We start from the raw sequence: 11232 nt of genomic DNA on the forward strand, positions 1-11232 counted from the left end.
TGCGGCCCGTGTCCACGAGTCCTGCCGGCCCAAGTTCCTCCGACAGTGCCGATGCCCCGCTGCGCGCGGCATTGCGGTACGGACTGATCGGCCTGGTCGTCCTGACGGTGCTGTCGGTGGTGCTCGCCACCGCCCTGGCCGGTGTGGCCGGTCTGTGGGGTGCGCTGCTGGGGGCCGCGATCGGCGGCGGGTTCATCCTGACCACGGCTGTCGTGGTGCTGCTCGGCGCGAAACTGCCACCCACCACAGCGGGCATGGTCATGCTGGCGAGCTGGGTCGGGAAGCTGCTGGTCGCGCTGATAGTCGTCGCGATTCTGCAGCAATTCGATTTCTACGACCGGATGGCACTGTTCCTGACTGTCGTCGGCGCCCTGGTCATCGTGCTGGGGGCGGAAACTTACGGTGTATTGAGACAGAAAGTGCCCTATGTGACCGTCCCTGAGCAGGGCCGGCAAGCGGATCCCGACCAGGACTGACCAGGGACTACGACAATTTGTCGTAGATAACATCGCCCCCGCTACACGTTGTCGTAGTTCTCTTGGTAAAGTGTTGGTAAGCAAGCGACTAAGCCAGGGGCGCCGACCAGGCCCGACCAGCTATCGCTATGCTACTGCGGTGCCGCGCTCGTAACAGGGTTCGGTTCTGCATGTCGACGATGTCGCCGACACACGTACAGACGCCAGCGCGGATCGCCGCTACAGCTGCTGACGACCTCGAGCCGACCTCAGTCGACCCACATTGATCGTCAATGTCCGATCGAACCGCGGGACCGAAAACATCCCGCGGCCCGAACACGGGAGAGAACGCTGAGCGTCACCACCTTGGCCGCGGAGTTCCACGCGCCGTCGCTAACCGACTTCTTCCCTCCAGCGGTGCTGTTCGAGGGGACCCCCTTCGAACTCGATCGGCTGATGCTGGTCCGGCTCGTGATGACCGCTGTCCTGGTCGCTTTCCTGTTCCTGGCGTTCCGGACTCCGCGCATCGTGCCGAAACGGCTACAGAACATCGGCGAAATGGGTCTGGTCTTCGTCAAGGAGCAGATCTGTGACGAGATCCTGGGCAAGGAAAGCGGTCGCAAGTTCTTTCCGCTGATCGCGACGATCTTCTTCACCGTCCTGTTCCTGAACTTCTCGGGTGTGATCCCCGGTCTGAACATCTCGTCGAACGCGCGTATCGGCATGCCGCTGGTACTGGCAGTGATCGCGTATATCGCGTTCAACTATGTGGGCATCAAGAAGTACGGCTTCTTCACCTATATGCGCAGCAGCATCGTCGTTCCGAATGTTCCGCCGGCCATGCACGTCCTGCTCATTCCGATCGAGTTCATCTCGACCTTCGTGCTGCGCCCCTTCACGCTGACCGTCCGTCTCATGGCCAATATGCTCGCCGGTCACATCATGTTGGTGCTGTTCTTCAGCGCGACCCAGTTCTTCCTCTTCGACGCGGACAACTGGATGAAGGTGTTCTCGCCCTTCTCGCTGCTGGGCGGACTTGCATTCACCCTCTTCGAACTGCTGGTCATTTTCCTGCAGGCCTATGTGTTCGCGTTGCTGACCGCCGTGTACATCAGCCTTGCCCAGCACGCCGACGAACACTGACCGACCGGAACAACCGATAAGGACCTGCTGCACCACGCCGTCCGGCGGGTGAGCAACAGAAAGGGAATGGAAGACTCATGAGCCTCTCGTACCTGGCCCAGGAAGCTGCCACCAACGAATCCACGCTGAAGGGCCTCGGCGCTGTCGGCTACGGCCTGGCCGCGATCGGCCCCGGCATCGGCGTCGGTATCGTCGTCGGTAAGGCGATCGAGGGCATTGCCCGCCAGCCCGAGCTCTCCGGCACCATCCGGACCAACATGTTCCTGGGCATCGCGTTCACCGAAGCCCTGGCGCTGATCGGTCTCGTCGCCGGCTTCATCTTCTGATTCCGATGAACGAGTTCATTCTGCTCGCAGCGGAAGAGGGAGAGGATGTGAATCCTCTCATCCCCGCGACGTACGACATCGTCTGGTCGGCGGTCTGCGTGGCGATTATCGCCTTCGTGGTCTACAAATACGCCGTTCCGCGCCTGATGAAGGTGCTGGACGAGCGCGCCGGCAAGATCGAGGGTGGCATCGAACGGGCCGAGGCCGCACAGGCCGAAGCCCAGGAGACGTTGCAGCAGTACCAGAAGCAGCTGGCCGACGCCCGTCTGGAATCCGCGAAGATCCGCGAAGACGCCCGCAACCAGGGCCAAGCGATCCTCGCCCAGATGAAGGCCGACGCGCAGGCCGAGAGCGACCGTATCGTCGCGGCCGGGCACACCCAGCTGGAAGCCCAGCGCCAGCAGATCCTCACCGAGCTGCGTGCCGATGTCGGCCGCACCGCCGTGGACCTGGCCGAGAAGATCATCGGGCAGTCGGTATCGGACGAGGCCAAACAGGCCGCGACGATCGAGCGATTCCTCGACGAGATCGACCGTTCGGACGCCGGTATCGGGGTCGGAAGGTAACGACGGAGGAGTGAGAACCATGTACGCAGCGAGCCGTGAGGCCAGCTCCCGGTCCAAGGAGGCGCTTCGGGCCGCGCTGACCGGCAGCAACGGTGTTGCGGCCACGACGGGGTCCGAACTGTTCGCCGTTGTCGACGTACTGGACGACCAGCGTCCGCTGCGGGTGGCGCTCGCGGACGTGTCGGTGCCCGGTTCGGCCCGTGCCGAACTGAGCGAGCGGGTCTTCGGGAGCCGGGTCAGCGCTGCCACTCAGGCGGTGCTGACCACTGCGGTGGCCCAGGATTGGTCGCGTCCCCGGGATCTGGTCGACACCCTGGTGCTGCTGGGTCAGCTGGCATACCTGGAATCGGCCTCCGAACAGGACCGGCTGACCGCGGTCGAGGACGAGCTGTTCCGCTTCGGCCGGATCATCGCCGACAACCCGGCGCTGGATCAGGCACTGGCCGACCGCGCCACGTCGGCTACGGCCAAACGGGAGCTGCTCGACCGGCTGCTGTCCGGCAAGTCCGAGACCATCACCCAGGCTCTCGCCGAACAGGTGGTGACCAGGCAGCGTTCCGGGATCGGTGTGGCCTTCGACGAACTGTCCGATCTGGCCGCGGCCCGGCGCCAGCAGATCGTCGCGCATGTGCGGTCGGCGATCGCGTTGACCGACTCCCAGCGTGAGCGGCTGGCCGGCGCCCTGGGCCGTATCTACAACAAGGCTGTCACGGTGCATGTCGAGGTCGATCCCGAACTGTTGAGCGGGCTCGTCGTGCGCATCGGCGACGATGTGATCGACGGCAGCGCGATCGGCCGGCTGGACCGGCTGCGCCGCTCGCTGACCTAGCGGTCCGGCGCCGGGTATGCCCGGCGCGAGCCGCTCCACACCCCCGACATTCCACGACCAGAGACCGAGAGCAGGAAGAACATGGCGGAGCTGACGATCTCCTCCGACGAGATCCGTAGCGCGATCGAAAGCTACACCCAGAGCTACACCCCGGAAACCTCCATCGAGGAAGTCGGTGTCGTCACCGACACCAGTGACGGCATCGCGCACGTCAGCGGCCTGCCTTCGGCCATGGCCAACGAGCTGCTCGAATTCCCGGGCGGTGTGCTCGGCGTCGCGCTGAACCTCGAGGACCGTGAAATCGGCGCCGTCGTGCTCGGTGAGTACGCCGACCTCGAAGAGGGCCAGCAGGTGCGTCGCACCGGCGATGTGCTCTCGGTCCCGGTCGGCGACAAGTTCCTGGGCCGCGTGGTGAACCCGCTCGGCCAGCCGATCGACGGTCTGGGCGATATCGAGGCCGACGACCGTCGCGTCCTCGAGCTGCAGGCCGCCACTGTGCTGGAGCGCCAGCCGGTCGAGGAGCCGCTGGCCACCGGTATCACGGCCATCGACGCCCTGACCGCCATCGGCCGCGGTCAGCGTCAGCTGATCATCGGCGACCGCAAGACGGGTAAGACCGCGGTCTGCATCGACGCCATCCTGAACCAGAAGGCCAACTGGGAGTCCGGCGACCCGGCCAAGCAGGTGCGCTGCATCTACGTGGCGATCGGTCAGAAGGGTTCCACCATCGCGGGCGTCAAATCGGCCCTCGAGGAGCACGGCGCGCTGGAGTACACCACGATCGTCGCCGCCCCGGCCTCCGATTCCGCCGGCTTCAAGTGGCTGGCCCCCTACACCGGTTCGGCCATCGGTCAGCACTGGATGTACCAGGGCAAGCATGTCCTGATCGTGTTCGACGATCTGACCAAGCAGGCCGAGGCCTACCGCGCCATCTCGCTGCTGCTGCGCCGCCCGCCGGGCCGCGAGGCCTACCCGGGTGACGTCTTCTACCTGCACTCGCGTCTGCTGGAACGTTGCGCCAAGCTCTCCGATGCGATGGGCGGCGGTTCGATGACCGGCCTGCCGATCATCGAGACCAAGGCCAACGACATCTCGGCCTTCATCCCGACCAACGTCATCTCCATCACCGACGGTCAGGTCTTCCTGGAGTCCGATCTGTTCAACAAGGGTGTCCGCCCGGCGATCAACGTCGGTACCTCGGTCTCCCGTGTCGGTGGCGCCGCCCAGACCAAGGGTATGAAGAAGGTCGCAGGTTCCCTGCGTCTGGAAATGGCGCAGTACCGCGAGCTGGAAGCCTTCTCCGCCTTCGCCTCCGACCTGGACTCCGCATCGCTGGCCCAGCTCGAGCGTGGTGCCCGCTGGGTGGAACTGCTCAAGCAGGACCAGTACTCGCCGATCGCGGTCGAGGACCAGATCGTCTCGATCTACCTGGTCGACGGCGGCTACTACGACTCGGTGCCGGTGGGTGATATCCGCAAGTTCAACGTCGAACTGCTCGAGGATCTGCACAGCAATGCCGCCGATGCCTTCAAGAGCATCGAGGGTGGCAAGGTGCTCACCGGCGACGCCGCCGAGCAGATCAAGACCGCGACCGACAACTTCAAGCAGGGCTTCCTGGCCTCCGACGGCAGCCGCGTGGTCAACGAGCCCGGCGCCGACGAGCTCGGGCACGAAGAGGTCGAGTCGCTGTCGGTCACCCGCAAGCACGTCGAGAAGTAGACCGGGCGAACCATGCGCTGTTTTCCTGTAACGCCGCGAACGAAGGGAGTGTGAACCGCCGATGGCTACCTTGCGCGAGCTGCGCTCCCGTATTCGTGGTATCAACTCGATCAAGAAGATCACCAAGGCCCAGGAGCTGATCGCGACCTCGCGTATCTCCAAGGCCCAGGCCCGGGTGGCGGCTGCCAAGCCGTACTCCGAGGAGATCACCAAGGTGGTCGCGGAGTTGGCGAGTGCGTCGAAGAGTCTGTCGCACCCGCTGCTCACCGAACGTCCGAACCCGAAGCGTTCCGCTGTTCTGGTGATCACCAGTGACAGCGGCCAGTGCGGTGGTTACAACTCCAATGTGCTCAAACGGGCCGAGGAGCTGATGACCACCTTGCGCGAAGAGGGCAAGGAACCGGTGCTCTACGTCATGGGCAACAAGGGCCTGACGTACTACACCTTCCGTGACCGCCGGCCGGTCGCCTCGTGGACCGGGTTCTCCCAGCAGCCGACCTACCCGGATGCCTCGGCGGCCTGCAACCACCTGGTCGACAGCTTCATGGCCGGGTCCGCGAGCGAGGTTCCGGCACCGGACGGTACCGGTTCGATCGCGGGCGTGGATGAACTCCATATCGTCTACACCCGGTTCGTGAGCATGCTGTCGCAGACGCCGGAGGTGCGCCGGATGGCGCCGATCCAGATCTCCTTCGTCGACGAGAACTTCGACCTGGGTGAGGATATGCTCACCGATTCGCCCACGGCCGAAGTGAGCGCGCAGTACGAATTCGAGCCCGACGCCGATGTACTCCTGGCGGCTCTGCTGCCCAAGTACATCAATACGCGGATCTACGCGTCGTTGCTCGACGCAGCGGCATCCGAGCATGCGGCTCGGCGCACCGCAATGAAGGCGGCCACCGACAACGCCAACGAACTGGCGAGTTCCCTGTCCCGGCAGGCCAACTCGTTGCGGCAGGCCAACATCACGCAGGAAATCAGCGAAATCGTCGGCGGCGTGAACGCCCTGGCGGCCAGCTCGGAACGCGACTGAGACGCAGGAAGAGAAACCAGAAATGACCGCAGCTGTTACTCGAGAAGACTCGAGCCGGACCGGCGCCGCCACAGGCCGCGTGGTCCGCGTCATCGGCCCCGTCGTGGATATCGAATTCCCCCGGGGCTCCATTCCGGCGCTGTTCAACGCGCTGAGCGCCGATATCGCCCTGAAATCGGTGGCCAAAACCCTCACCCTCGAGGTCGCCCAGCATCTCGGTGACAACATCGTGCGCACCATCTCGATGCAGCCCACCGACGGCCTGGTCCGCGGCGCCGAGGTCCGTGACTCCGGTAAGCCGATCTCGGTGCCGGTCGGCGATGTCGTCAAGGGTCACGTGTTCAACGCCCTCGGTGACTGCCTCGACACTCCCGGCCTCGGCCGGGACGGCGAGCAGTGGGGCATCCACCGCAAGCCGCCGAGCTTCGATCAGCTCGAGGGCAAGACCGAACTGCTGGAAACCGGCATCAAGGTCATCGACCTGCTGACCCCGTACGTAAAGGGCGGCAAGATCGGTCTGTTCGGTGGTGCCGGTGTCGGCAAGACCGTGCTGATCCAGGAGATGATCACCCGTATCGCGCGGGAGTTCTCCGGTACCTCGGTGTTCGCCGGTGTCGGTGAGCGCACCCGTGAGGGCACCGACCTGCACCTGGAAATGGAAGAGATGGGCGTCCTGCAGGACACCGCCCTCGTCTTCGGCCAGATGGACGAGCCGCCGGGCACTCGTATGCGCGTGGCCCTGTCCGCGCTGACCATGGCGGAGTACTTCCGCGATGTGCAGCATCAGGACGTGCTGCTGTTCATCGACAACATCTTCCGGTTCACCCAGGCCGGTTCCGAGGTCTCGACCCTGCTGGGTCGGATGCCCTCGGCCGTCGGTTACCAGCCGACCCTGGCCGACGAGATGGGTGAACTGCAGGAGCGCATCACCTCCACCCGCGGCCGGTCGATCACGTCGCTGCAGGCGATCTACGTGCCCGCCGACGACTACACCGACCCGGCTCCGGCGACCACCTTCGCCCACCTGGACGCGACCACCGAGCTCTCCCGCCCGATTTCGCAGAAGGGCATCTACCCCGCCGTCGACCCGCTGACCTCGACCTCTCGTATCCTCGAGGCCTCGATCGTCGGCGACCGGCACTTCGCGGTGGCCAACGAGGTGAAGCGGATCCTGCAGAAGTACAAGGAACTGCAGGACATCATCGCCATCCTCGGTATGGACGAGCTCTCCGAAGAGGACAAGGTCCTCGTCGGTCGCGCCCGTCGGCTGGAGAAGTTCCTCGGCCAGAACTTCATCGTGGCCGAGAAGTTCACCGGCCAGGTGGGTTCGGTCGTGCCGCTGGAGCAGACCATCGACGACTTCGACCGCGTGTGCAAGGGCGAATTCGACCACTTCCCGGAGCAGGCGTTCAACAGCTGCGGTGGTCTCGACGATGTCGAGGCGGCCGCGAAGAAGATCGCCGGAAAGTAGCCCTCCATGGCGGATATGTCAGTTGATCTCGTCGCTGTCGAGCGGCGGCTCTGGTCGGGCCGGGCGAGTTTCGTCAGCGCCCAGACCACCGAGGGTCAGATCGGCATCATGCCCGGTCACGAGCCTCTTCTCGGCCAGCTGGTCGAGGGTGGCACGGTGACCATCGTCGATACCGACGGCACCCGGATCGTGGCCGCGGTGCACGGTGGGTTCTTCTCGGTCACCGCCGATACGGTGCGCGTATTGGCGGAGTCCGCCGAGTTCTCCACGGAGGTCGATATCGCGGCCGCGCGTCAGGTGCTGTCCGACGGCTCGGCTTCCGCGGAGGCGCAGCTCGCCGCACAGGGCCGGGTCCGCGCGGTGGAACAGGCCGAATCGGCGTCCTGATCTCCCCTCGGGGAACAACAGAATCATCTCGGCTCCGGCCGGCGGCGAATTTTCGTCGCCGGCCGGAGCCGTTTCGCCGGTGCGCCGGTCACGCCGGCATTGCCGCCGGATGCCGCCGGGATCGATGACATCGCAATATCCGAGACATCCCCGTGCCATTTGTAAACTGGTTCGTGGTTGAATGGCGGCGGGTGCATCTGCCGGTCCGATCCGGCGGTCGCCTCGGATGAGCGAAGGGATGTGCAGCATTGCAGACCGGGATGGTGTTACTGATCATTCTGGTGCTCGTGCTGGTCGCATTGGCTCTGGTTTCCAGTTATCGCCTGGTCATGTTGCGGCGCGGCGGCACCGCGGCCATCCTGCGCGTACTCCCGGCTCGCGGCGGCGAACGCTGGCGTCACGGTGTCATCCGCTACGACGAGGATCATCTCGTCTTCTACAAGCTGTCCAGCCTCAAGATCGGCGCCGATTCGGTGATCCACCGGCGCGGTATCGAGATCGGCGAACGGCGCGGTCCGCAGGGTGACGAGTTCGACATCATGACCGACGGGATCGCGGTCATCGGCGTGTCCGATCGCAACGGTGACTACGAGCTGGCCCTCGACCGGGCGGCGCTCACCGCGTTCCTGTCCTGGGTCGAGTCGCGGCCCTCGGAGCGGGCCCGCCGGCTGCGCGGCCACTGAGACCGCGTGTCCTGCTCCCGCGCCGGGAACGCTCTCGGCGCAATTGCGCATCCGCCGCAACCACGTCGCGGACGGTACGAGCGTTTAGGGTGGGTGCTGTGAGCGTGCACCTGACGCGGATCTACACCCGCACCGGCGATGACGGGACCACCGGTCTCAGCGACTTCTCCCGGGTGCCGAAAACCGATCCGCGATTGGTCGCCTACGCGGACTGCGACGAGGCCAACGCCGCCCTCGGGGTCGCGATCGCTCTCGGCGGCCCGGATCCGGAATTGACAGCAGTCCTGCGTGGAGTCCAGAACGACCTGTTCGACGCGGGCGCGGATCTCTCGACCCCGGTGGTGGAGAACCCGAAGTATCCGCCGCTGCGGATCACGGCGGGCTATATCGAACGCCTGGAACAGTGGTGCGACCGGTTCAATGCCGAACTGGCACCATTGAATTCGTTCATCCTGCCCGGCGGGACCCCGCTCGCCGCGCTACTGCACACCGCGCGCACGATCGTTCGGCGCGCCGAACGGTCGGCGTGGGCGGCTGTGGAGACCTATCCCGAGGACACCAGCGTTCTGCCTGCCAAGTACCTCAACCGGCTGTCGGACCTGCTGTTCATTCTCAGCCGGTACACCAATCCGGACGGCGATGTGCTCTGGCAGCCCGGTGGTGGCCGGGCGGATGGGGCCGCTGCGCCGGCTTCGGACGAAACCGGCGCCGGTTCTCCGTCCGAAAGCTGACGAATTCTGTCCCGACGGTGGAAACTGCTCCTGGCGATCGGGTCGAGGAGCCGCCGCGCTCGGCGGCTCGGCGTTGTCTCGACCGGCGGCGTGATGCGATCGCGGGCGCTCTATCCTTGCACTCACTGGTGCGCCGAATACTCGGAGAGGCGGCATGGAACGGTTTTTGGTAACTGGCGGCAATCGGCTGGTCGGTGAGGTCTCGGTCGGAGGCGCCAAGAACAGCGTCCTGAAATTGATGGCCGCTGCTCTGCTCACCGAAGGCATGACCACCATCACGAACTGCCCGGATATTCTCGACGTCCCGTTGATGGGGGAGGTGCTGCGCGGTCTCGGTTGTGACGTCACGATCACCGGGGATGTGGTGACCATCGATACCCCCGCCGAACCCAAGTACCACGCGGACTTCCCGGCGGTGACCCAGTTCCGCGCGTCGGTCTGTGTCCTCGGCCCGCTGATGGCCCGATGCAAACGTGCGGTGGTAGCGCTGCCGGGCGGCGACGCGATCGGCTCCCGGCCGCTCGATATGCACCAGGCCGGGCTACGGCTGCTCGGCGCGACGAGCGAGATCGAGCACGGATGCGTGGTCGCCCGGGCCGACGAGCTGCAGGGTGCGCGGATCCGCCTGGACTTCCCGTCGGTCGGCGCCACCGAGAACATCCTCATGGCCGCGGTCCTGGCGCAGGGGGAGACAGTGATCGACAACGCGGCCCGTGAACCGGACATCGTCGACCTGTGCACCATGCTCACCCAGATGGGTGCCCGTATCCACGGCGCGGGTACCTCGGTACTCACCATCCACGGCGTGAAACGGCTGTCGCCGATCACACACCGGGTGATCGGCGACCGCATCGTCGCGGCCACCTGGGGTATCGCCGCCGCCATGACGATGGGTGATGTGCGGGTGACCGGGGTGAATCCTCAGCATCTGGCCCTGGTCCTGGACAAACTGCGCTCGGCCGGCGCGCGGATCTCGTTCGAACCCGAGGGTTTCCGGGTGGTGCAGGCCGATCGCCCCCGCGCGGTGAACTTCTCCACCCTGCCGTTCCCCGGTTTCCCGACGGATCTGCAGCCGATGGCGATCGGCCTCGCGGCGATCGCGGACGGGACCTCGATGATCACCGAGAACGTCTTCGAAGCGCGCTTCCGTTTTGTGGAGGAGATGATCCGGCTCGGCGCCGACGCGCGGACCGACGGTCATCACGCGGTAGTACGCGGTATCCCCCGATTGTCCAGCGCTCCGGTCTGGTCTTCGGATATCCGGGCCGGCGCCGGTCTGGTGCTGGCGGGCCTGGTCGCCGACGGGGTCACCGAAGTGCACGACGTTTTCCATATCGACCGCGGGTATCCGAACTTCGTGGAGAAACTCCAGGCGCTCGGAGCCGGCGTGGAACGGGTGGGAGTGGGAACTTGACCGTTTCCAGCGGCCCGGTCCGGAAACGGTATCGGAAGCAGTCGCTGAAAAGTCGCCTTGACCAGGCGATTTGACATTGAATTAGATGCAACGTAACTTTATCCAAGTCAGAGCGACACGGACACCGACCCGGGGCCCGGAGCAAGGCGGAAACGCCGAGCCGGAGGGACCAGGGATAACGAGGTAGGACGAGGAGCGCCTGGCGATCACACTGGCTCGACCGGGACGCCGATTTGCAATCGGGAAAACGGATGAGCTAAGCTTCAGAAGTTGCCTCACAAGATCGAATGGCTTAAAGGTCATGAGATAGTGGGTGCGTGTGTTCTTTGAGAACTCAATAGTGTGTTGATGAATGTCAGTGCCAAATATTTAATTTGGTTTCGGTTCTTCATACCCCCGTGTGGAGGATCGAACATTTAAGTCAGCTAAATTCCAGCTGGCGATTTGTTTTGCTAGGTTTTCGGACTCTAGTTTG

At 64.8% G+C, this 11232-nt stretch carries 12 protein-coding genes; all 12 read left to right on the top strand.

The annotated features are described in order from the left end of the window. Window positions 1-8 precede the first annotated feature (8 nt). The 12 genes from IEY68_RS28945 to murA all read left to right on the top strand — a co-directional run bounded on the left by IEY68_RS28945 (window position 9) and on the right by murA (window position 10757). Window positions 9-476: a Cg1360 family ATP-synthase-associated protein gene (locus IEY68_RS28945; protein ID WP_058854905.1), complete on the top strand. Its 468-nt coding sequence runs from the start codon at window positions 9-11 to the stop codon at window positions 474-476. Window positions 477-821: 345 nt separating this feature from the next. Beyond that, entirely contained in the window at window positions 822-1598 is a 777-nt protein-coding gene (gene atpB / locus IEY68_RS28950) for a F0F1 ATP synthase subunit A (RefSeq protein WP_082681346.1), read from the top strand. Window positions 1599-1675: 77 nt separating this feature from the next. Beyond that, the gene (locus IEY68_RS28955) at window positions 1676-1924 is read left to right on the top strand and encodes an ATP synthase F0 subunit C (protein ID WP_030522398.1); all 249 of its coding nucleotides are present in this window, start codon (window positions 1676-1678) and stop codon (window positions 1922-1924) included. Between the two features lie 5 nt (window positions 1925-1929). After that, entirely contained in the window at window positions 1930-2490 is a 561-nt protein-coding gene (locus IEY68_RS28960; RefSeq protein WP_058854884.1) for a F0F1 ATP synthase subunit B, read from the top strand. A gap of 19 nt (window positions 2491-2509) precedes the next feature. Continuing rightward, the gene (locus tag IEY68_RS28965; protein WP_063000222.1) at window positions 2510-3319 is read left to right on the top strand and encodes a F0F1 ATP synthase subunit delta; all 810 of its coding nucleotides are present in this window, start codon (window positions 2510-2512) and stop codon (window positions 3317-3319) included. Between the two features lie 81 nt (window positions 3320-3400). Beyond that, complete coding sequence (gene atpA / locus IEY68_RS28970) at window positions 3401-5038, top strand: F0F1 ATP synthase subunit alpha (RefSeq protein ID WP_058854883.1); 1638 nt, start codon at window positions 3401-3403, stop codon at window positions 5036-5038. Between the two features lie 61 nt (window positions 5039-5099). Further along, entirely contained in the window at window positions 5100-6071 is a 972-nt protein-coding gene (locus IEY68_RS28975) for a F0F1 ATP synthase subunit gamma (protein ID WP_063000220.1), read from the top strand. Window positions 6072-6093: 22 nt separating this feature from the next. Then, the gene (gene atpD, locus IEY68_RS28980) at window positions 6094-7542 is read left to right on the top strand and encodes a F0F1 ATP synthase subunit beta (RefSeq protein WP_058854882.1); all 1449 of its coding nucleotides are present in this window, start codon (window positions 6094-6096) and stop codon (window positions 7540-7542) included. A 6-nt stretch (window positions 7543-7548) separates the two neighbouring features. Further along, window positions 7549-7929, top strand: a complete 381-nt coding sequence (locus IEY68_RS28985; protein ID WP_058854881.1) for a F0F1 ATP synthase subunit epsilon — start codon at window positions 7549-7551, stop codon at window positions 7927-7929. A gap of 260 nt (window positions 7930-8189) precedes the next feature. After that, window positions 8190-8612 carry a DUF2550 domain-containing protein gene (locus IEY68_RS28990; RefSeq protein WP_058854880.1) on the top strand — a complete coding sequence of 141 codons (423 nt, stop codon included), beginning with the start codon at window positions 8190-8192 and terminating at the stop codon, window positions 8610-8612. 98 nt (window positions 8613-8710) lie between these two features. Continuing rightward, complete coding sequence (locus tag IEY68_RS28995; RefSeq protein ID WP_058854879.1) at window positions 8711-9343, top strand: cob(I)yrinic acid a,c-diamide adenosyltransferase; 633 nt, start codon at window positions 8711-8713, stop codon at window positions 9341-9343. Between the two features lie 154 nt (window positions 9344-9497). Continuing rightward, a complete protein-coding gene (gene murA / locus IEY68_RS29000; RefSeq protein ID WP_058854878.1) occupies window positions 9498-10757 on the top strand; it encodes a UDP-N-acetylglucosamine 1-carboxyvinyltransferase in 1260 nt (419 codons plus the stop codon). Window positions 10758-11232 lie beyond the last annotated feature (475 nt).

Source organism: Nocardia jinanensis, assembly GCF_014645735.1.
Lineage (GTDB): Bacteria > Actinomycetota > Actinomycetes > Mycobacteriales > Mycobacteriaceae > Nocardia > Nocardia jinanensis.

Excerpts from the sequence above, each read along its gene's own strand:
- IEY68_RS28955 (WP_030522398.1), top strand. The coding sequence starts at position 1,676 with ATGAGCCTCTCGTACCTGGCCCAGGAAGCTGCCACCAACGAATCCACG.
- IEY68_RS28960 (WP_058854884.1), top strand. The coding sequence starts at position 1,930 with ATGAACGAGTTCATTCTGCTCGCAGCGGAAGAGGGAGAGGATGTGAAT.
- IEY68_RS28965 (WP_063000222.1), top strand. The coding sequence starts at position 2,510 with ATGTACGCAGCGAGCCGTGAGGCCAGCTCCCGGTCCAAGGAGGCGCTT.
- atpA (WP_058854883.1), top strand. The coding sequence starts at position 3,401 with ATGGCGGAGCTGACGATCTCCTCCGACGAGATCCGTAGCGCGATCGAA.
- IEY68_RS28975 (WP_063000220.1), top strand. The coding sequence starts at position 5,100 with ATGGCTACCTTGCGCGAGCTGCGCTCCCGTATTCGTGGTATCAACTCG.
- atpD (WP_058854882.1), top strand. The coding sequence starts at position 6,094 with ATGACCGCAGCTGTTACTCGAGAAGACTCGAGCCGGACCGGCGCCGCC.
- IEY68_RS28985 (WP_058854881.1), top strand. The coding sequence starts at position 7,549 with ATGGCGGATATGTCAGTTGATCTCGTCGCTGTCGAGCGGCGGCTCTGG.
- IEY68_RS28990 (WP_058854880.1), top strand. The coding sequence starts at position 8,190 with ATGGTGTTACTGATCATTCTGGTGCTCGTGCTGGTCGCATTGGCTCTG.
- murA (WP_058854878.1), top strand. The coding sequence starts at position 9,498 with ATGGAACGGTTTTTGGTAACTGGCGGCAATCGGCTGGTCGGTGAGGTC.